This window comes from Pseudomonas sp. WS 5412 (assembly GCF_012985615.1).
Lineage (GTDB): Bacteria > Pseudomonadota > Gammaproteobacteria > Pseudomonadales > Pseudomonadaceae > Aquipseudomonas > Aquipseudomonas shahriarae.
The window spans coordinates 246,225-266,713 of the sequence record NZ_JAARMB010000006.1; the positions used below are offsets into that span (position 1 = coordinate 246,225).

General features: G+C 63.1%; 16 protein-coding genes. 2 read left to right on the forward strand and 14 right to left on the reverse strand.

The genetic code is table 11. The features are described from left to right. Positions 1–64: 64 nt before the first annotated feature. The 13 genes from HBR94_RS28640 to HBR94_RS11275 form a co-directional block, all read right to left on the reverse strand. Positions 65–193 carry a hypothetical protein gene (locus HBR94_RS28640; protein WP_262377258.1) on the reverse strand — a complete coding sequence of 43 codons (129 nt, stop codon included), beginning with the start codon at positions 191–193 and terminating at the stop codon, positions 65–67. 151 nt (positions 194–344) lie between these two features. Further along, positions 345–812, reverse strand: coding sequence for a poly-beta-1,6-N-acetyl-D-glucosamine biosynthesis protein PgaD (gene pgaD, locus HBR94_RS11220; RefSeq protein ID WP_169960016.1), 468 nt, complete (start codon positions 810–812; stop codon positions 345–347). Further along, positions 809–2,155, reverse strand: a complete 1,347-nt coding sequence (pgaC, locus tag HBR94_RS11225; RefSeq protein ID WP_169960017.1) for a poly-beta-1,6-N-acetyl-D-glucosamine synthase — start codon at positions 2,153–2,155, stop codon at positions 809–811. Before pgaC ends, pgaD begins: the two co-directional genes overlap by 4 nt. Positions 2,156–2,158: 3 nt before the next feature. Further along, positions 2,159–4,159 (reverse strand): poly-beta-1,6-N-acetyl-D-glucosamine N-deacetylase PgaB, encoded by a 2,001-nt coding sequence (gene pgaB / locus HBR94_RS11230; RefSeq protein ID WP_170044792.1) that lies wholly within the window; start codon positions 4,157–4,159, stop codon positions 2,159–2,161. Positions 4,160–4,171: 12 nt separating this feature from the next. Further along, positions 4,172–6,622 (reverse strand): poly-beta-1,6 N-acetyl-D-glucosamine export porin PgaA, encoded by a 2,451-nt coding sequence (pgaA, locus tag HBR94_RS11235; RefSeq protein ID WP_170044793.1) that lies wholly within the window; start codon positions 6,620–6,622, stop codon positions 4,172–4,174. A 327-nt stretch (positions 6,623–6,949) separates the two neighbouring features. After that, entirely contained in the window at positions 6,950–8,446 is a 1,497-nt protein-coding gene (locus HBR94_RS11240) for a YdgA family protein (RefSeq protein ID WP_057957945.1), read from the reverse strand. A 257-nt stretch (positions 8,447–8,703) separates the two neighbouring features. Further along, on the reverse strand, positions 8,704–9,336 hold the full coding sequence (locus HBR94_RS11245) for a hypothetical protein (protein ID WP_057438948.1): 633 nt from the start codon (positions 9,334–9,336) through the stop codon (positions 8,704–8,706). An 81-nt stretch (positions 9,337–9,417) separates the two neighbouring features. Further along, entirely contained in the window at positions 9,418–10,860 is a 1,443-nt protein-coding gene (locus tag HBR94_RS11250) for an efflux transporter outer membrane subunit (RefSeq protein WP_169960020.1), read from the reverse strand. Beyond that, positions 10,857–11,747, reverse strand: coding sequence for an efflux RND transporter periplasmic adaptor subunit (locus tag HBR94_RS11255; RefSeq protein ID WP_170044794.1), 891 nt, complete (start codon positions 11,745–11,747; stop codon positions 10,857–10,859). The genes HBR94_RS11250 and HBR94_RS11255 overlap by 4 nt, the downstream gene beginning before the upstream one ends. Next, the gene (locus tag HBR94_RS11260; protein WP_057438946.1) at positions 11,744–11,953 is read right to left on the reverse strand and encodes a DUF1656 domain-containing protein; all 210 of its coding nucleotides are present in this window, start codon (positions 11,951–11,953) and stop codon (positions 11,744–11,746) included. Before HBR94_RS11260 ends, HBR94_RS11255 begins: the two co-directional genes overlap by 4 nt. Continuing rightward, a complete protein-coding gene (locus HBR94_RS11265; RefSeq protein ID WP_057957942.1) occupies positions 11,950–14,028 on the reverse strand; it encodes an FUSC family protein in 2,079 nt (692 codons plus the stop codon). The genes HBR94_RS11260 and HBR94_RS11265 overlap by 4 nt, the downstream gene beginning before the upstream one ends. After that, positions 14,025–14,456: a MarR family transcriptional regulator gene (locus tag HBR94_RS11270; protein WP_057438945.1), complete on the reverse strand. Its 432-nt coding sequence runs from the start codon at positions 14,454–14,456 to the stop codon at positions 14,025–14,027. Before HBR94_RS11270 ends, HBR94_RS11265 begins: the two co-directional genes overlap by 4 nt. A 254-nt stretch (positions 14,457–14,710) precedes the next feature. After that, positions 14,711–14,953 (reverse strand): DUF2789 domain-containing protein, encoded by a 243-nt coding sequence (locus tag HBR94_RS11275; protein WP_057438944.1) that lies wholly within the window; start codon positions 14,951–14,953, stop codon positions 14,711–14,713. A 150-nt stretch (positions 14,954–15,103) separates the two neighbouring features. Between HBR94_RS11275 and HBR94_RS11280 the strand changes: the two genes are divergently transcribed. Both HBR94_RS11280 and HBR94_RS11285 read left to right on the forward strand, forming a co-directional pair. After that, a complete protein-coding gene (locus HBR94_RS11280; protein ID WP_170044795.1) occupies positions 15,104–17,260 on the forward strand; it encodes an outer membrane assembly lipoprotein YfiO in 2,157 nt (718 codons plus the stop codon). Between the two features lie 4 nt (positions 17,261–17,264). After that, the gene (locus HBR94_RS11285; RefSeq protein WP_170044796.1) at positions 17,265–17,972 is read left to right on the forward strand and encodes a DUF3142 domain-containing protein; all 708 of its coding nucleotides are present in this window, start codon (positions 17,265–17,267) and stop codon (positions 17,970–17,972) included. A gap of 45 nt (positions 17,973–18,017) precedes the next feature. Here HBR94_RS11285 and HBR94_RS11290 read toward each other — a convergent pair whose 3' ends face one another. Beyond that, on the reverse strand, positions 18,018–20,471 hold the full coding sequence (locus HBR94_RS11290; RefSeq protein WP_170044797.1) for a TonB-dependent siderophore receptor: 2,454 nt from the start codon (positions 20,469–20,471) through the stop codon (positions 18,018–18,020). Positions 20,472–20,489 lie beyond the last annotated feature (18 nt).

The following is a 20,489-nucleotide window of genomic DNA, read 5'->3' on the forward strand; positions in this document are numbered from 1 at the left end:
CTCGCGGCAGCAGGTATAAAACCGAAACAGCCTGTTGAGCCCTTGCACTGAGCGACGACCTGCATCATTTGAGCTGATCAATGGCCAGCTCAATTTCCCGCAGATTGAGCAAGCGTTCGCGGTCATCGCCGAACAGGTTGTCGGCACACAGGCTCTCAAATTGAGCGAGGACCTCATTTTGATTAACAGCCAACCCATTGATTTATAACGAACAACTACTCATCAAACGTTTAAAGGCGCGCAACTCCGTGATTGTCAGCGGGCCGCCGAGGCGAGATAAATAGGAGTATTCCTAAATCTATTGGCGAATTTTCCCACAATAAAAGGTCGCCTTCCCTACGCGCCTAGTTTTCCTGCCCCACCACCAGTTTCAACCCTGGCCGCCGCACCTCACGGGAGTGATGCGCCGTCACCGCCTGCACCCCGCCCTCCTGATCGTTATGAATCACCAACACCCCCGGCCGGCGCAGTTGCTCAAGCTCGCCTGCCGCCAGGCGGAAGCTCTCGCTCAAGCCGTGGTCGCTCAACGCCTTGGTCGCCGAGCGCCGCTGGGCAAACTGCTTGCCGCGTCGTTGTTGGTAGCGCGCCCAGACGATCAGCAGCACCGCGTTGAACAAGGCGATCCACAGGTAGATCTGCAAGGTGTTCAGCGCGGCAAAAATCGGTGCATCGATGCGTGGGCCACCATTGCTATCGAGCATCGGCACTAGGCCGCGCACCAGCAGGATCACCAGGCCGGCCCAGGCCATCAGGGTCAGGAAAATATCAATGGCCTGCATCACAGGCCGCTGTGGGGTACGGATCAGGTTCATGGCTTAACTTCCTTGGCAGGTGCCTTGATGCCGCGATCCGGGCTGACCCAGCGCGCGCGTTTTTGATGTTGGCGGAACAGGACTTTGGGGAAGCTGACCAGGGTGGTGAACAGGCTCACCAGCCAGAACACCAGCGGGTACCAGACGGTCCAGAACAGGGTTTTCCACAGGCCGCGCTCGTAGCGCCGGTCAATCATGATGCTCACGGCAAATTGCACCAGGCACACCACCGCCAGCAGCAACCCGGTGAAGGCCGGCGGCATCAGCGAACCGACGGCAATCGCCTCGGGCAACGGCACCACTTTCCCTACGCCCCAGAAGATCACCGACAGCAGGAAAGTGAAGGCCCAGCCGGTGGACAGGCAGTACTCGAACAGCAGCGGCCACAGGTAGCGATGGCGCCATTGCCAGATCCCGCGAATATTCTTGAACAGCACTTCGGCGCCGCCCTGGGCCCAGCGCAGACGCTGTTTCCACAGGCCGCCGAGGGTTTCCGGCATGAGGATCCAGCACAGCGCACGCGGCTCGTAGAAGATGCTCCAGTGGTCCAGTTGCAGCTTCCAGCTCACGTCGATGTCTTCGGTGATCATGTCAGTGCTCCAGTAGTCGACCCGGTCCAGGGCCGCCCGCCGAAACGCCACCACCACGCCGGACACGGTGAAGATCCGCCCGAAAACCCGCTGGGTACGCTTGATCAAACCAATGATCGAAGAGAACTCGCCCACCTGTACCCGACCAATCAAAGTCGAGCGCGTGCGGATGCGCGGGTTGCCGGTGACCGCGCCAAGCCGTGGGTTGTCGAGCATCGGCGCCACCAGATAGGCCGCCGCGTTGTGGTCGAGCAAAGCGTCACCGTCGATACACACCAGGTATTCGCTGCGCGCCGCCACGGCGCCCATGCGCAAGGCCACGGCCTTGCCCTGGTTTTGCGCCAAGTGCAGCACGCGCAAGCGTGGCTCCAGCAGCGCCAGGGCGTCGAGCACAGCGGCGGTGTTGTCGCTGGAGCCGTCGTTGATCGCAATCACTTCCAGGTTGCGATAGCGCTGGGCCAACGCCGCGCCGATGGTCTCGGCGGCGTTGTCGCCTTCGTTGTAGCAAGGGATCAGGATCGAGATCAGCGGCTCGCCTTTGAGCACCGGCGCCGGGGTGTCATCGGACCACGGCCAGTGGCGCTCCCAGTGCAGCCAGAAGTACAGGCCGCCGGCGATCCACAGCCCGGACATGAACAACGGGTAGAAAAACACGAACTCCATCAGGAACTGCCCGGTGACCAGGAAGATCAGGCCCAGGGGCACACCCAACACCAATGCCAACACGAGAAGAGCAAGGATTCTGTCGAACATGAGTCAAGGATTCCATTTGTTGGAAAGGGCCGGACGCACGGTGTTCAGATCCGGCGAATTCTCCAGGAAGTTGTCGGGGTAGTAGCCAAAACTGCTGGCACCCTGGCGCTTGAGCACCCCCATCCACTCGGCCATTTGCACGCCGGAAATGTCCGGGGCGGCTGGAGTGCGCCAATCCTTGGCCTGTAGCTCGAAGACCGTGCGCTGCATCGCACCGGGCCGGGCCTTGACCGTGGCCACGAGCTTTTCCAGCCAGGCGTTGGAGTTCTTCAGTGACTGACCTTCCATCAATGGCATCGCCATCGGCGCGGTCCAGTCGTAGTGCTGGAGGAAGTCGTCGAGGTTCTGCGCAAACCAGGCTTCGCTGGCTGGGTTGAGCATCGGCTCGGCGAAGATATTGCGCGCGGTGAGCACTTCCGGGCCGCGCAGGGCGCGGACCTTGGCGGTCAGTTCATGGGTGAAGTCGATCAGGTACCGGCTCTTGAAACGGGTCCAGCGCTGCATCACTTCAGGGTCGGCGCGCAGCGCCTGGATGCTGCCCGGCAGGCCGTTGGCGGCGTAGGTTTTCAGGGCTTGGGGGCTGGCGTCTTCAAAGTCAGAGAGCACGGCGTCATCGTGGAACAACACACCGTGGATAGCGCTGGTACGGGCCAGGTCTTCGTAGATCTCACCGATGACTTTGCGCACCTGGGGATCGAACGGCGACAGGCGCTGGTACTGTTTCGGGTCGACGGCCACCTTGCCGATGGCCGGGTCCCAGCGGCTGACGCGGGGTAGCTTGGCATCCAGGGCAAAGCTCAGCACGGGCATCCAGGCGTAGACTTTGACCAGGCCGGCACGGGTATGCAGCTGCCAACTGACACGGTTGAACAGGTCGGCACGCATCGGCAGATGGCGGTTGGGGAAGTACAGCGAACGCGCCAGGCCATCACCCTTGGGGTCGGCGAACGCCTGGAGGAATACAGTGTCGACGCCCATGTCCAGCACACGCTGGACCAGCGCGTCGAGGTTGCGCACCTCCTGCGCCTTGTCCGGGTCGTAGACATGATCGAGGTCCACATGCAGCACGCGCATCGGTGCTTTGACCTGCGCCGAGACCATGCTGTTGGCGAAGTCCTCACCGTACGGGTCGTTGTCCACCAGAAAGCGCGGGCTGCTCATCAAGTTGCCGAGGTTGTCGAGGCCGTCCTCCAGGGTCAGGGCCATCTGGTAACCCTGCTCACCCACCACCGCCAGGGAGGTGCCATCCGCCGCCCCATACGGCCATACCCACACACGCGGGGCCTTGCCGGTAACGGCGCGGATCTTATTGGAAATCGCCGCGACGTCGGCGCGCATCCGCGCCCGGAACTGCGCTTCGGACTCATAACTGCGGGTGACCGGGTCATAGCGCCGGGTGGCGGCGGCCGGTTCCTGGTTGCCCTGGGGGTTGGCCAGCACGCCCTTGTGGCTGGCGTCGGTGTGGGCGGCGATTTCCACCAGGCCCGATTGCGCCACTTCGCGCACTTGTTGCCAGGTCAGAAACTCCCCGCGGTTACGCGGCACGCCGGCAAAATCCACCGGCTGATTCAACGGCGTGTCGACCCAACTGCCCACTGGCGCCAGCACGGCCGGCCACTGGTAGGCACGCAGGATCGGCATAACGCGGGTGTAAAAGCTCGAATAACCGTCGTCGAAGCTGAGCATGACGGCTTTGGGCGGCAGCTCTGGCCCGCCGGCACGGGCGGCGAGGACCTGGTCGACGCTGACCGCCTGGTAGCCGTTCTCGCGCAGCCAGGACAGCTGTTCGATCAGGCGTTCGGTACGCACCGCCACCACTCTCTGGTCGGGGTCACGGTCGTTGACATCGTGGTAGGCAATGCCCAGGAAATGGTTTTTCGGCCACGGCGCTTCGTTGACCGGTTTGAGTCGTTCAGCAGGTGGCGTAAAAGGCGCGGGGGACTGGGCACAGGCACTGCTCAGCAAAAAACCCAGGGCCAGCAGGCAACGGGAAACAAGGGTCATGATCGGACTCTTCTAGAAACGGTAAGTGAGGTCGACGATCAGGCGCACATCGCTTTCGCGCTCACCGTCATAAGGTCGGTTGATCCAGCTCAGGTTGGCGCCGGTTTCCAGTACGTCGTTCCAGCGATAACGCTGGCCGTAACTGAGCAAACCAATGGCACCGGTGGAGTAATCGCGCTGGCTGTAAGTGCCCGCACCGGCCTGGAACTGCTGACTCCACTGGGTTTCGTAGCGGTGATAAAGCACATGGTTGACGCTCACCGTGGGCAGCACGCTGAAGTCTGAGCGCGGGTTGAAATACGCGGCCTCTTCCTTACTGTTGCGGCTGGCGGCGACTTCCAGGCCAAGGTCCACTTGCACGCCCGGCGAGCGGTAAACACCCTCACGGCCGATGAGCGACGCTTCGACACGGTCGTTACCGTCACTGAAGTGGGACGGGCTCAGCGCCAGTTTCCACTCACGGCTCTCGTTGGCGCTCCAGCGGATAAACCCGCTGCCGCCGTTGGCGGTGACGTTGGCATTGAGCGCGCGCAACGGCGTGCTGGCGGCCAGGTAGTCAAGACTGCCCCCGTACTGCCAGTGGTCGTTGATGTCGCGGGCAATCGCCAGGCGTGCGCCCTGCTTGGTGCCTTTGCCGTAGGAGTGATTGGAGACTTCGGCCTCCAGGGTCATATCACGGGTACGCCGCTCCACACCCAGGCGCTGCCAGCGGTGGTGGCCCGTGCCTTCTTCAAAGTCGGCGGTGGCGTAGCCGATACCGCCGAATATCCGCCAGTCTTCATCGATGGGCGGGCTGTAGAGCAGGGTTTCGATCCCCCAGTCACGGCTACCGGCAACCGCCCCGCCGCCATGGCTTTTACCGGTCTCGGCTTCGATACGCAGCTCGGCCATCTCATGCACTTTGCGCAGGCGCTGGAGGCGTTGGACCTGGCGATTGTCCGGGGCGCGGGCGATCACGTCATCGGCGAGCATATCGAGTTGGCGCCACTCCTGCAGATCCAGCGCGTTGTAGCCTTGGGAGACTTCCAGGTCGATATGGCGCGGGTTCTGGTTTTCGGCGTTCTTGAGGGCAACTTCGGCACGTCGCGGCCAGGCGCGGGCGCGGAACATGTCCGCCTGGGCCACGCGCATGCCGACATTGCCGGGCGAGGTGCGCACCAGGGTTTCCAGGCTTTTTTCACTGGTCGGCAGATCGGCGCCGTAGGTCGCGGCCTGGGCCGCCAGTTGCTGGGCGGCCAGCCACGCGTCGTTGGGGTTACCGAGGGGCAGCCCCTTGAGTTCAACCCGAGGTTTTTGCGTGCTCGCCAGGTCGTTTGCGACGGCGCGAGCTTCGCGGGTCTGGTCGTTTTCCAGCAGGGAGTAGTACAGCGCGGTGCTGTCGACCACCTGGTTGCTGGGGTCGGCATCCGACGCGGTCACTGCCTGGCGATACAGCGGCGCGGCCTTCTCGGGCAAACGCTGGTCGAGGTAGGCGGCGGCCACCCAGCGCAGGGCGTAGTTGGGCAGTTGCACGCCTTGAGCTTGCAAGGCTTCGTAGTCGTGGAGCACCTCGGCGGTACGTGCGCGGGCCTTGAGCGCGCCCAGGCGGTCGATGCGCCAGCGCACCACATCGTCATGGGCACTGGCGTCCGGGGTCCAGGTGGCGAGCAGTTGGTCGTAATCCTTGAGGGCGCGGTCGGCGATCACAAAGCGCTCGCTTTCACTGCGCGTCGGGAATTCAGCCAGGCGCACGCGTTCGGCAGCCAGGTCGCCTTCCAGGCGGCGCTGGGTCACCGGGTCCAGCAAGCCGGGGTGGCGGGCGCTCAGGCGCAGGGCCGGTTCCGGCATACGTGCACGTTGCAGGGCGATCAGGTATTCGCGCACCACCTCGGGCTGGTTACCGGCGCGGATAAACGCCTGGTCGAATTCGAACAGCGAATCATAGGGCTGCCCGGCACGGGACAACGCATAGCCCAGGGCCATACGCCGCTCGACATTCTCGGGCTTGGTCGCCACCAGGGTGCGGGCACGCTGCACGGCTTCGGCGGTTTTGCCGCCATCGGCCAGGGTCATGGCCAGGCCCAGTTGCAGGTCCGGGTTGCTCGGTTCGCGCAGCAAGGCCTGGCGATACACCGCCTCGGCGGGGGCCCAGCGCTGTTGATTGCGGTAGGTGCGGGCCACGGTGGTCAGCGCTTGGGTGGTCAGTTGGCGCTGGCGCCCCTGGGCCTCATAGACCTTGAGTACTTCGTCATCCTGGCGCGCCCAACTGGCGATCAACAGGTGATCGCTGACCTGGCCAGAGGTCTGGCGCTCGGCAGGCAATTGGCGCAACAGGTTGAGCGCTGGCGTGTAGTTGCCGGTACGGGCCTGGCGAATCAGGGAATCATAGGCAGGATCGGCCACGGCCAGGGTCGGCAGCAACAAGGCAGCACCGATCAGTAGACGCAGGCGGCCAGGGCCAGAGGGAGAGAAATTACGCAACATGTCGTCAGCTTCCTTACTCGGAAAGCTGTAGCGATAGGTTCGCCTGTACAACACGCATCAGGCCGCCGGTGTCTGATGACCCGGCCAAGCTTTCCTGGGCGCAATATCCCTGAGAGGGATATGGAATAGGACAAATTAGGACAATTGTTCAGAATCGTCCTAAAAGCCAGTGGAGATCAAACGTGGGGTTTGTGTGGGAGCTGGCCTCTGTGGGAGCTGGCTTGCCTGCGATGGCATCACCTCTGTTTCACTGACACACCGAGGTGATGCTATCGCAGGCAAGCCAGCGCCTACACAAACCGTATTCCTACAGGGGGTCGGGCAGCCTTATTGCGCGCCGCTGACCGCACCCAGCTTGCCCAGTACGCCGCCGATAAACTGCTCGACGGTCATTTTCTGGCCATTGAAGGTCACTTCATTGTTGGCGTAATGCAGCTTGGCCAGGATGTCGTTGCCTTCCAGGGTCGCCAGTTGCGTGCCCACGGCCATGCCGCTGACCATCTCGCTGGCCATCTGGGCCTGCTGCTCGATGGCTTTGGGGTCAGTCACACCACCGATCTGCGCTTGCAGGGCGGCCACGTCAGCGATCATCGGCTTGGACAGGGTCAGGTTGGCATCCAGCAGCGTGATCATCTGCTTGGCCAGTTCAACCGGCGGCAGCTCCATGGTGGACGGCTTGGTCAGGTCTACCACCAGGTTGAAGCGGCTTTCGCCATTGGCGGTCTTCAGGGACAGATTTTCCAGGGCCACTTGCGGCTTGGCGGCCAGCAGCAGATCAACGTTGGCCTGGGCCAGCACTTGCTCGGCTTCGCTCAGTTGCAGCTCAGGAATCGGTTGGCCGGCAGCCTGGGCAGCCTGCACCGGTTGCATCTTGTCCTGATACAGCTTGGTCAGCACCATGGTCGATGGCACGTCGATGTTCTTGACGCTCACGGCCATGGCCGCCGAACCCACGGGTTTGCCCTGGTAACCGATCTCGGTGATTTTGTAGTCGACGCGACCGTCCAGGTTGTTGTCCTTGGTATCGCTGCTGTCTTTCTGCTCGAACCCTTTGACGGTCAGCACGGCTTGTTCCGGGCCAAAGGTGAACGTGCTGTTGCTCAACACGACGGTATTCTGGCCGACATAAAAACCAAAGCTGCTCTTGGTCAAGTTACTGGCGAGGGTCAAGCCATTGAGCTCTGCCTGGAACGGCGCCCCCTTGGGGTCGACCAGGGAGACCTTGAGGGCGTCCATGTAACCGTCGACCTTGATCTCTGTCGCCTTTTCGGTGTTGAAGTAGTCCATGTTCAGGCCGGAGAAGGTGACGCTGGTGGTGCCGTCCTTGTACTCCAGGGGCAGCAGCTCCAGGTTGCCCGTGACCGAACGGTTGAAACCGATGTTGGCGACGCCTTTGACCGGCGAAACGTCCTTGGTGGCGGCGAACCATTTTTCGGTGGTCGGGTTCTTCTCAAGGGCCAGGTGACTGGTAGCCAGCACTGGCCACCACTTCAGGGTGACCAGGCGTGAGACCGGCAGCGGACCGTGTTCGATACGGTCGACAAACAGCAGTTCGCTGTCTTTGAACTGTTCACCGAACACCGCGCCTTCAGCCTTGAGACGGAAGTGGCCGGTGCTGCTGAACCAGCCGCGATCCAGGGAGACCATCTCCAGGGTCATACGGCCATCGACGCCGGCCAGGGAGCGTTCCATCTCCTTGTTGGCGTCTTCGATCGTGGTTTTAAGCACACCTTCCAATTGGCTGCCGGTGTACCAGGCACCGCCGGCACTGACCACGCCGACGGCGGCAACAAAACCCAAAAGTACAACGGCTGATTTATTCATGAAGTGTCCTGATCCAATCCTGTGCGAAGTGGGCTGTCTTCCCTGAACCCCGAAGTGGGGCGTCGGCTCAAGCCCGCCGAAAATCGGGGCAAGGTTAGCACTGGCGGGGGGGCTCGTTGCAATCTCTTGTGGCGAACAACGCGGCCCAGGGGATGGAAATGGAACATTGTGGCGAGGGGACTTGCCCCCGTTGGGCCGCGTAGCAGCCCCAATAAGACTCACGGAGTTTTATCAGGTCCACCGGACTCAGCCCTGGGTCAGGAGTATTCCATCTCGATTTCGTCGAGTTGGTGATCAAAACTCTTCAGCCGCGCCGTCCAGGTGTACACCAGCACTTCAAACTCGCGGTGAATCACCGCATTGCCCGGCGTATCCGCCTTGGGGTCGTAGAAGTCCAGTTGGTAACGCTCGCGGGCCATGGCGGTGGCGACGTCGGACAGTTCCCGGGCGTTGTTCAGCCAGTGCCGCCCTTCGGCCACTTGTCGGTCGAGTACCACGCATTGTTGCTTCAAGGCTTCGAGGCTTTTTTCCAGGGGCGTGCCGGTCAGTTCGCCCATGACTTCCTGGAAGGTGCGCCCAGGCTGCCAGTAGCTGCCCCAGAAATAGCGGTCGAACACGGTTTCGACCCGGCGCAGGGCGACCTTGGTGTCCCAGATCGCCACCCGCGTCTTGCCTTGTTCGAGGATTTTTTTCTGGGTGCGCTGGCCCTGGTAGGAGGCCCAGGCCACCACACCAATGGACAACGCGGCGATCAACGCACAGGCGCTGTCGAGGAACACCATGGCCTTATCCAGTTGATGGGCCAGCATGACGCCGTAAAAGTAAGTCGCCGATAACAACACCAGTGCGAAGAGCACGCACCAGAACGCGGGAGCATAAGGGTTTTTCATTATTGGAATCCCCATGAGCAACGCAGGCAGTGATCAGCGGGCCATCACGCAAGCCCGTCTGATCAAAGCATAGCAACCGCCTCAGGGTTTGCCGGGTTGTGTGCCTTGCGTTCGTCCGCTTTCCCAGCCACCGCCCAGGGCCAGGAACAGGTCGATCTGGCTCATCGCCACCTGGGTATTGGCCTGAGCCAGTTGCGCACGCATATCGGTGTAGGTGCGCGTGGCTTGCAGGTCGGCGAGGAACGACTCGCGCCCGGCCTGGAAGAAGCGGTGCGTCTGGTCGGCGGCCTGTTGCGCCGACTGCTCGGCCTCGGCCAGGGCATCGCGGCGCTGCAGTTGGGCGGTGTATTGCGCAAGCCCGGTCTGGGTCTCACGGATGGCGTTGAGCACCACCCCATCGAAGTGCGCCAAGGCGCCCTGGGTCGCGGCTTCGGCTTCATGGATGCGCGCACGCGAGCCGTTGGACGGCACCGTCCAGCTCAACAGCGGGCCGAAGCCCCAGCGGTTGGCGGCCGGTTTGCCGAGGTTGTCGATAATGCCCACGGTGCCGATGGAGGCGCCGATGCTGATATCCGGGTACAACTCGCCGGTGGCCACGCCAATGCCCGCCGTCGCCGCCGCCAGTCGGCGTTCGGCCTGGCGCACGTCAGGGCGGCGCTTGAGCAGGGTGGCGCCGTCGCCCACCGGCAGCAACTGGGCAATCTGCGGCAACTCGGCGCAATCGCGGGTGCCGGCCGGCAATTGGTCCAGGGGTTTGGCCAGGAGCATCGACAGGCGGAACAAACCGGCCTGGCGCGCCGCCTCAAAGCGCGGCAGTTCAGCGCGCAAAGACTTGAATTGGGTTTGTGAGCGGGTGACCTGGGTTTCATCGCCACGCCCCGCATCGCGCAGGCGCTGGGTCAGGCGCGTGCTCTGGGCTTGCAGGTCCAGAGACTGGCGGGCGATGTGCAGCTCTTCATTGGCTGCACACACCTGGGTGTAGGAGCGCACCACGTCCGCCACCAGGGTGATGCGTGCGGTATCCACCGCGGCCTGGGTCGCGTCGGCATTGGCCTGGGCGCCTTCGATGCCGCGCTGCAAGGTGCCGAACAGGTCGAACTGATAGGAGGTGGTGATGCCGATATCACCGACATTCGCCACCGGCACTTTATTCGCCTGCAAAAAGGCCTCGCCGGACTCCTGCAAACGCTGGGCGCCGAGCTTGACCCCGCCGCTCCAGCCGCCCGCCGATTGCGCTTCCTGCACCTGGAAGCGCGCCCGTTGCAGGTTGGCCGCCGCCACCCGCAGGTCGGTGTTGGAGGCCATGGCCTGGCGCACCAGTTCATCCAGGCGCGGGTCCTGGTACAACTTCCACCAGTCGGCGGGCACCGGCGCCGAGACTACATTATTGCCCTGCCCGGCCAACTGGCCCTGCAGGTCGCCACGGTTGACGGCGGCTGCATCCGGCAACTGGTAATCCGGGCCTACTACCTGGCAGGCCGACAACAGCAGCCCCAGCCCAGCGGTCGCCAGCAGTTGCTTCATGGCTGGTCTCCGGACTTGGGCTGGTCATCCATGATCGACACGGTGGCCGTGCGCCCGGCAATCATGCGGAAGTCCGCCGGCACATCATCAAAGGCGATACGCACCGGGATCCGCTGGGCCAGGCGCACCCAGCTGAACGCCGGGTTGACGTTGGGCAGCAGGTTGGAGCCGCTGGTGCGGTCGCGGTCTTCGATGCCGGCGACGATGCTCTGCACATGCCCGCGCAAACGGGCGTTGTCGCCAATCACGCGGATATCCACGCTCTGGCCGACATGAATGCCGTCCAGTTTGGTCTCTTCAAAGTAGCCGTCGATGTGGAAGGAGTTGCTGTCCACCACCGACAACACCGGGCGCCCGGCGGTCACGAACTCCTGGGGCCGAGGCGCACGGTCGTTGACGTAGCCGTCCACCGGGCTGCGGATCACCGAGCGGTCGAGGTTGAGCTGGGCGCTGTCCACCGTCACCTGCGCCTCGGCCAGGGCCGACTGGGCGCGGGCCACGCGGGACTGGCTTTCTTCCAGTTGCTCGCTGGCCACCAGGTTGCCCAGGCCGCGGTTGCGCCTGGCTTCGCGCTGGGCCTGGGCCAGGGTTTCCTGGCGGTCGGCCACGGCCGCCTGGGCCTGGCGCAGGGCGAGCTTGAAACGGTCCTGGTCCACGGAGAACAGCACCTGGCCCCGGGTCACCAGTTGGTTATCGCGCACATCCACTTGCTGGATCAGCCCGGACACGTCCGGGGCGATCTGCACGATGTCGGCGCGGATATGCCCGTCGCGGGTCCAGGGGGCGAACATGTAGTACATGACCATGCGCCAGACCACGACGCAGGCAAAGGTCACTACCAGCAACGTCAGGACCACACGGCCGATCGTCAAAAAAGGTTTTTTCATGTCATCAGGTATCGACTGAGTGAGTCCACAGCGCCCAGCAACAGCGCGTAGAGAGCCACATTGAATAATGCCCGGTGCCAGACCAGGCGGTAGAAGTGGACGCGGGTCAACAACCCGTGCACCACCAGGTAAAAGCCATACGTAATGCCCATCAGCACCAGCAGCGTGGGCAGGAACACCCCGCTGATATCCAGGTCACCGATCATAGAGGCGCTCCATCGGGTAACGGCGCGTCCATCTCGCCTGTACTGACAAACTCCACGCCGGGCAACAGCGCCAGGCGCAAACCGCTGAGGGCGTGCAGCAGGTGCAGGCGGGTTTCGCCCTCGCCTTGCAGGCCCTGGCCGTTGAGGGCGCGGCGGGTGCGGTCCAGGGTCATCAGCAGACCGCTGGGGGCCGGCAGGCGCTCACCGGCCTTCAGGCACGCCTTGAAGTACTCGCCGACCTCGGCCACCACCTGGTCGAGCAACACTCGCGGCACGCCGAGGATGCGGGGTGCGTAGGCCAGCAGGTCGAGCAGGTTCAGCGCCACGCGCAGCTCGCGCAGGGCGACGCCGGTGTCCTGGCCGGTCATGGCCAGGCGCGGCAGGTGCTGCATCAGGCGGTCGAGCATTTGCACGCCCAGGCGCCGGTGCTCGGCGAGGGTGGCCGGCTGCGTGAGGCCGACGATATCGCGCCAGCTGAAACGGGTCAGGCGCTTGGCCGCCAGCTCAGCGCCAAAGGGCCGCGCGATCAGGGTCCAGACAAAGGCAAACAGCAAGCCCACCGGGCCGGCGAGGTTGGAGTTGGCGAAACTCAGAAAATCCGCGTCGTAGGCGCCCTGGATGCTGATAAAGGACGAGGTGTTGACGATGGTCAGCAGCATGCCCAGGTAGAAACGCGGTTGCACCGTCAGGGTGCCGACCCAGATAAAGGGCACCGCAAACGCCAGCACCAGCATCGGAAAATCATGCAGATTGGGCAGGATCAGGAATAGGTAGAGGCTGGCGAACAGCACCGACATCGCCGTCCAGAAAAAGAACCGGTAGATCTGCGGCGCCGGGTCGTCCATCGAGGCGAAGAAACTGCACGCCACCGCCGCGAGGATCACTGCGCTGCCGCCATCGGTCCAGCCCAGCAGAATCCACAGCACCGAGGCGACGATGATCGCGCTGACCGTGGAAAACGCCGAGTAGAGCATCAGGCCGCGATCAAGGAACGGCGTCAGCCGGCCCAGGCGCCAGTGACGATAGACCGCGCGCCACGGGGCCTGGCTTTCACTATGGATGGCGGCTTGCAGGCTGCGGCAGTCTTGCCACAGGTCGATCCACTCGCCGAGGCGATACAGCGCGTTGGAAAACAGCAACTGATGACGGTCGTCCAGGGCCTCGGCGTCGGGTTGCAGGGCTTCGAGCTGGTCACGCAGGACGCGCCAGCGTTCGACCGGCGCCTCATCGGTGGTGCTTTGCAGCCACTCGGTGGTGGCCGCCAGCAGCGGCGCGAACTTGCCGACCAACTCCGGGGTGCGGCGCTCCAGGGCATACAGCGCGTCATCCAGGGCATCCACCACCGGCAACAGATGGATCATGCGCCCGCGCAGCTCCTTGGTGTTGCGCACCGTTTGCGGCCGCGCGCCTTCGTGGGGCAGTTGGCCGATCATCAATTCCAGGGTGTTAAAAGTCGCGACCATGCCGCCGCGCAGGCTGCTGACTTCCTCGGGCTGTACGTTGCGATTGAGGAAGCGCTGGCTGTAGATCGTCGCGTCGGCAAACCATTTACGCACCGAGTCATCGAACACCGGTGCCAGGCGCCGTGGCCAGAACATCGCGCCGACCACCGCCGCCACGGCGATGCCAAGGAAGATTTCTTCGGTACGCGCCTCGGCCACATCCCACACCGCCAGGGGGTTATCCACCACCGGCAAGGCGATCAACGGCAAGGTGTAGCCCGCCAGCATCAAGGCGTAGCTGTTGGCGGTACGCAAATGCAGGGACAGAAACAGCAAAATGCCAGTCCACAACGCAATCACCACCACCAGCAGGAACGGTGTCTGCACAAACAACGGCACGAAAAACACCGCGGCCATCGCCCCGAGAAAGGTGCCGATGGCACGGTACAAGGCCTTGGAACTGGTGGGCCCGACAAACGGGCTGGAGACGATATACACCGTGGCCATCGCCCAATACGGACGCGGCATTTGCATCAGCATGGCGATATACAGGGCAATCATCGACGCCGCGAAAGTACGCACACCGTAGAACCAATCCCGGGCCGGCGGCATGCCGGTAAAAAATCCGTTCAAGAAGCCACGACCAACGGTGGGTGGTTGGCTGCTTCAAAAGCATGCAGCACGCGCAACGCGGCTTCCAGATCGGCAGGGGCCATGTCTGCCAGCACTTCATGGCGCAAGCGCACCAGCTGGGCTTCGACCGCCTGCACCAACTCGCGGCCGCGCTCGGTCAGGCTCAACGCCTTGGCGCGGCGATCGTGCAGGTCTTCGCTGCGGCACACCAGGCCGGCACTGCACAGTTGGTCGAGCAGGCGCACCAGGGACGGGCTTTCCATCCCCGAAGCCTGGGCCACTTTGACTTGATGCACGCCGTCGCCAAGACGGCCGATCATCAGTAAAGGCACCGCACAGGCTTCGGAAATACCGTAGCTCACCAGCGTGGCCTGGCAGATTTTGCGCCAGTTACGGGCGCCCGCCACCATGCTGCTGCTGAGGCTCATATGAAGGGTTTCGAGGGTTTGAGGCACGAGGTCATTCGCATACAGTTAGTTTGCTAACTATCAATATGGTGGAGGAATGGAATCTCGTCAAGTTTTGATACAAATTCACAGATAGGCGGTGGGCCCCCTATAACGCGCCGCCTCTGTGGGAGCTGTCGAGCCTTGGCGAGGCTGCGATGGCGGTAGCACTGCTGGATCCACCGCTATCGCAGCCTCGCTCGGGCTCGACAGCTGCCACATTCGAATGAGTTCACTTAAGTACGGCCGCTGCGCAACAGCACATTCAACTCATCCACCACTTCCGCCCAATCCGCATCCTCCAGAATTTCTTCGCGTAGAAACGCCTTCTGGCTACCCGTCCAGAAAAACGCATCTTCGAGTTTCAACTCCGGCTTGAGCGGCGAATGCACCGCAACAAAACGCTCAATGCTGGTGGCGTCATCGGGCAGCCCGAGCTGTTTGAACAACGACGGCAGGCTGTGAACAGGCGATTGCATGGCAACTCCAGAAAATAAGGGATTGCCCTCAGTCTAGACCGATAAAACCCACAGATTGGCCGCCATTCGCGCAACATTTTGCAATGTTCACGCTATCATCTTCACCTTTCGCCCAGTGGCATTCACGGACTCCCGGAATAAGGACAATTCATGCGCATCGGTCTTCTGTCATCCCTGACCCTGGCACTGTGTGCCGCCTTTTCCCTGCAGGCCCAGGCCAGCGGCGACGACTCGTGCTACCCCGACTGGCGCGTGTCCCAGGATTCGCTGACCGCCTGCAGCAACATGCCATTCCTGAGCCCCGGCAATGACAGCCGGACCAACCTGCGCCTGTTGCTCGCGGCAAAAAAGAACGCGCCCCTGACCCCTAATGCGCTGGGTGAAGATGACCTGGCCCAAGGCTTCGGCCCGGTGCCGTTCCCGGTGTATCGCCTGGTGCCGCACCCGCCCGAAGGGCAGACGGGCGAAGAGCAAGGCACGGAGCTTGCGCAACTGTTGGCCTCGCTGGGCATCCAGCGCGAGGCCACGGCGGCGGCAGGCGATCAGTTTTTGTGGGGCGAAGGCAGCCGCTGCCGCAGCAACAATGTGCAGAGTGCCACCGACTTTGTGCGCCAAGTGATCAAGGCCGACGTGCCGGCGAATGAGCGAGTGCTGCTGGCCAATGCACGCCTGAAATTGCTCGGCACCTGCGACTGGCAGGGGGAAGTGCTGCTGGAGCCGCAGTTGATCACTTCCACCCAGGGTCGCGAGCTGACCACCTACCTGCTCGCCGCTTCCGACTTTTACAGCGGGCGCTTTGTGTATGCCGAGCGCGGGTTTGCTGCGGTGACCCTGACCACACTGCCATGGCTCAAAGAAACGGCGGTGTACATGATCGCCCGCGCGTCCCTCAATCATGCCCAGGAAAACGCCTTCGATGAATATGGCCTACCCCAGCGCCAGGCTGTGGATAAGTCCGCGCTGGACGAAGCCGAGCACAGTTTCCTCAGCTACCTGAAAACTTATCCACAGGGTGAATACGCCCCTTCAGCCCGTGGCCTGTTGCGCCGGGTGCACTGGTTGGCGGGCGATGCGAGCAAGCTGGCGGACGATTACGCCTGGCAACTGACCGAGGCCAGCGATGCCGAGCGCAATGGCTCCATTGATGAGCTGGTGGAAGAAACCGACAACAAGCTGCTGACCAGCTACGCCGAGACCATCCGCAACCCATTGTTGCTGGCGATCAACGACCTGATGTGGATGCGCGCCAACAACCCGCCCAAGCTGACCCGCGCCACCCTCGACGGGCAAAAGGCCGCGTTTGCCAACGAGCCGGCACTGTACGACTACTTGCAGGCGGCGTTCGCCCTGTATGTCGAGCACCAGCCAGACAACGCGTTGAAACATTTGCCACAAGAGCTGCCGTCGAGCCTGGATTACTTGGCCTTCAGCCAGCAAACCCTGCGCGGCCTGGCCCTGGAAGCCAAGCAGGACTGGAAAGGCGCCGAGGCGCTGTGGCTGCAACTGCTACCCCTGGCCAAGCAGCCCTTGCAGCGCGACCAACTGGAACTGGCCCTGGCGATGAACTACGAACGCAGCGGCCAATTGGCCAAGGTGTTCGCCGCCGACTCGCCGATCCAGACCAAGCAAGTGCGCTATATCCTGCTGCGCAGCGTGGCCGGGCCCGAGTTGCTGCGCCAGCAGATCAGCCAGGCCAGCGACCCGCTGGAGCGCAGTACCGCGCAATTTGTCTTGCTCTACAAAGACCTGCTGCGCGGCCAGTTCGCGACCTTTGCCGAGGACTTGCAGCAACTGCCGGCCTCGCCTGCCGCCGACAAGATCGGCACCAGCCTGGGCTATGTGTACGACGGCGGTCAGGCACTGACGCTGTTCCGCTGGAGCGGCGACAAGGCCGCCTCCGGCTACACCTGCCCGACCATCGCGCAAACCGCCAGCACCTTGCAGAGCGAGCCGAAAGACCCCCACGGCCTCAACTGCCTGGGTGAGTTCATCCTGCGCAACGGCCTGGATGGCATGCCCCTGGAAGAAGTGCACTCGGCCGGTAGCCTGGGCAGCACCGCATCGGCCTTCAAAGGCGAAACCTTCTCCCGGCTCGAGGGTTATAAACAAGTGATCGCCAACCCCAAGGCGCCCCGTGACGACAAGGCCTATGCACTGTTCCGGGCGATCAACTGCTATGCGCCGTCGGGCTACAACAGCTGCGGCGGCGAAGATGTGGACAAGGCGGTGCGCAAGGGCTGGTTCCGCCAGTTGAAAACCGGGTTTGCCGACACCCAGTGGGGCAAGTCGCTGCAGTACTACTGGTAAGCCGGTGAAAGGTTTCTGGCTGGCGCTGCTGGTACTGGCGAGCCCGGCCTTCGGCGCGGTCGATGCCCGCGACTATGAGGCCTTCTGGCTGTGGAGCGGGGTCGCGCCACAGCCGGTGCTCAAGCAGGCCAAGACGCTGTACATCCTCCAGGGCCAGATCAACTCGACCCGCCGCCAGCCCGAACGCGGCGTGCAGTTCATCGCCCAGGGCATGAGCGTGCCGCGCATCCGCCAGGGCGAGGTGTGGATTGTCTACCGCGCCCACACCTTGCGCTGGCCAGAGCCGGTCTACACAAAAATGCTCGGCCAGGTGCAACGCTGGCGCGCAGCGGGCAACCCGGTGGTGGGCATCCAGATCGACTTCGACGCCCGCACCCAGTACCTGCATGAATACGCCGACTTCCTCAAAGACCTGCGCCAGCGCCTGCCAAAGGATTTGCGCCTGAGCATCACCGGCCTGATGGACTGGAGCAGCAACGCCGACCCGGCCGCCATCGCCCAGCTCAAGGGCGTGGTGGATGAAGTGGTGGTGCAGACCTATCAGGGCCGCCACAGCATCCCCGATTACGCGGCGTACCTGCCACGGATGAACCGGCTGGGAATGCCGTTCAAGATTGGCTTGATCCAGGGCGGGCAGTGGCGGGAGCCGGGGTATTTGCAGGGAAATGAGTGGTTTCGGGGGTATGTGGTGTTTTTGCAGAATCCGGGTTGACCCCTTGTAGGAGCCGGCTTGCCGGTTCCTACAGGGGGTAGCGTCTTACCAGTCGTAAGTCAGGCTCGACACCACCGTACGCCCTTCGCCGTAGTAGCAATCCAGATCGCTGGTGCACTGCGACACATAGGTTTTATTGGCAAGGTTCTGCACATTCATCGCCAACTTCACGCCTTTAAGCTTGAGAGCCGAGGCGCCCAGATCGTAGCTCAGGCTGGCATCGTAGACGGTGTAGGACGGCACCGTGAACGCGCCGGCAACGTAGTCACCCATGCTGCTGCGCGTGTAGCGGGCGCCCAGGCCTGCGCCGAGGCCGGCCAGCGGGGTGTCACCGATCACGGTGTAGTTGACCCACAACGCGGCCGTCAGCGGTGAGATACCGGCCGGGTGGCGGCCTTCGCGACCTTCGTTGTCCTTGGTGTACTTGATGTCGTTGCGCGCCGCCGAAGCGACCACATCCCAGGAATCGTTCAGCACCGCCTTGGCTTCGAACTCGACGCCGCGCGAACGCATGGCGCCGCTCTGGCTGCTGAAGTTACTCGGCGGGTTGGCCGTCAGGATGTTTTCCTGGTCCAGTTGATAGACCGAGACCTGCACAAAACTTTCCTGGCCCGGTGGCTGGTACTTCACCCCGACTTCGTACTGGTTGCCGGTGGACGGGTCGAAAGGCTTATGGTTGACATCGGTGCCGGACAGCGGCAGGAAGGACTCCGAGTAACTGATAAACGGCGCCAGGCCGTTATCGAATAGGTACACCAGGCCCGCACGGCCGGTGAAGGCCTGATCCTTGCTGCTGGTGCGATCGTCGCTCAGCGGCGCCTTGTTGACCACATTGGCCCAGTCATAGCGCCCACCCAGCACCAGTGCCCATTTGTCCCACTTGATCTGGTCCTGCACGTACAGGCCGGTCTGGGTGATGGTGTTGTCCCAGCGATACGGCTGGCCGAAATTCAGCGGCTGGCCATACACCGGGTTGAATAGATCAATGATCGGTGGGGTGCGGTCGTAGAGGCCGAGGAACCTGGAGTTGAAGTGGTAGTAATCCAGACCCACGATCAAGGTGTGGGAGAACTCGCCAGTGGTGAATTCGGCCTGGGCGATGTTATCCACGCCAATCACTTTGTTGTTCTGCCTCCAGTCCACGCCGAAGCGTTGCAGGTAGCGTTGATCCATGGCGCCAGTGGTCGGGTTGGCGACAAAGCGGTAGCCGTGCAACGGCGCCACATAGCGGTCGTCCACTTCGGCATAGCGCGCGTTTTGCTTGAGGGTCCAGGTGTCGTTCAAGCGATGGGACAACTCGTAGCCGAAGGCGAATTGTTCACGGTTGTACTTGTTGACGCCCGGCTCGCCGATAAACACATCACGGTCGATCTTGCCGTTGGGGTTGCGCCAGACCGTGCCGGACGCGGGCAGGCCCTGGGCCTCGGGCAAGCCCTTGTCTTTCTGGTACTGGGCGAACAGGGTCAGGCTGGTGTCGTCGTTGGGCCGCCAGGTCAGGCTTGGCGCAATGAATTGGCGGCGGTTTTCGAAGTAGTCGATCTCGCCTTGCTCGTCCTTGAGGCGCCCGGTAAGGCGATAGAACAACTGCCCTTGATCATCCAGCGGGCCACTGAGGTCGATGGCCGCGCTTTTGTGCTCGTAGGTGCCGGCTTCGAGTACCACCTGGCGCACCGGGGTCTCGCTGGGACGCTTGCTGACCATATTGACGATGCCGCCGGGCTGGTTGTGCCCGTACAGCACCGACGCCGGGCCTTTGAGCACCTCAATGCGCTCCAGGGAATAGGGCTCGATCTGCAACGCTCCGCCTGTACTGCCGCCACCGTAAGGCAGGTGCAAACCGTCGAGGTACAAGGGTGTCGGCGAGAAGCCACGGGATGTCGGTTCATCGAACAGCTTCACCCGGTCGGAGAAGCCGCCGGCACTCATGCCAGGGGTGTAGAGCAGCGCCTGGGTCACGCTTTGCGCGCCGCGCGCCTTGATTTCGGCGGCGCTGATCACGTTGATGGTCTGAGGGATTTCCACCAGCGCCGCATCAGTCTTGCTGCCCGTGGCGCTGCGGGTGGCGACGATGCCGTCGACCGGGCCCCAGGCGTTTTCCTGGTGCTGCTGGGCGCTGATCTGGGTCGCCCCCAGTTGCATCGCGCCGTCCCCCGCGAGGGCCTGCACCGACCAACCGCTCCCCGCCTGCAGCGCCACCAGGCCGCTGCCGGCCAACAAGCGCTCCAAGCCCGGCCCGGTGGCATAGCGCCCCTGCAAGCCAGGGCTGCGCTTGCCGGACGTCAGTGACGCATCCACCGAGAGCAAAATCCCCGAAGCGCTGGCGAAACGGTTCAACGCCTGGTCCAGGCTGCCGGCAGGGATGTTGTATTGGCGCAAGGCTTCGCCGGCGCTCTCCTGGGCCTGGACCAGGGTCGGGACGAGCGGCACAGTCGCCAGCACACTGACAAACAGGCCACGACGCAGGGCGCGGGCCAGGGGTTGGATTGGATGGTGCGGCATTGCAGGACTCCCCGTGAG

Coding starts and splice junctions, on each gene's coding strand:
- pgaD (WP_169960016.1), bottom strand. CDS start 812: ATGAACCTGATCCGTACCCCACAGCGGCCTGTGATGCAGGCCATTGAT.
- pgaC (WP_169960017.1), bottom strand. CDS start 2,155: ATGTTCGACAGAATCCTTGCTCTTCTCGTGTTGGCATTGGTGTTGGGT.
- pgaB (WP_170044792.1), bottom strand. CDS start 4,159: ATGACCCTTGTTTCCCGTTGCCTGCTGGCCCTGGGTTTTTTGCTGAGC.
- pgaA (WP_170044793.1), bottom strand. CDS start 6,622: ATGTTGCGTAATTTCTCTCCCTCTGGCCCTGGCCGCCTGCGTCTACTG.
- HBR94_RS11240 (WP_057957945.1), bottom strand. CDS start 8,446: ATGAATAAATCAGCCGTTGTACTTTTGGGTTTTGTTGCCGCCGTCGGC.
- HBR94_RS11245 (WP_057438948.1), bottom strand. CDS start 9,336: ATGAAAAACCCTTATGCTCCCGCGTTCTGGTGCGTGCTCTTCGCACTG.
- HBR94_RS11250 (WP_169960020.1), bottom strand. CDS start 10,860: ATGAAGCAACTGCTGGCGACCGCTGGGCTGGGGCTGCTGTTGTCGGCC.
- HBR94_RS11255 (WP_170044794.1), bottom strand. CDS start 11,747: ATGAAAAAACCTTTTTTGACGATCGGCCGTGTGGTCCTGACGTTGCTG.
- HBR94_RS11260 (WP_057438946.1), bottom strand. CDS start 11,953: ATGATCGGTGACCTGGATATCAGCGGGGTGTTCCTGCCCACGCTGCTG.
- HBR94_RS11270 (WP_057438945.1), bottom strand. CDS start 14,456: ATGAGCCTCAGCAGCAGCATGGTGGCGGGCGCCCGTAACTGGCGCAAA.
- HBR94_RS11275 (WP_057438944.1), bottom strand. CDS start 14,953: ATGCAATCGCCTGTTCACAGCCTGCCGTCGTTGTTCAAACAGCTCGGG.
- HBR94_RS11280 (WP_170044795.1), top strand. CDS start 15,104: ATGCGCATCGGTCTTCTGTCATCCCTGACCCTGGCACTGTGTGCCGCC.
- HBR94_RS11290 (WP_170044797.1), bottom strand. CDS start 20,471: ATGCCGCACCATCCAATCCAACCCCTGGCCCGCGCCCTGCGTCGTGGC.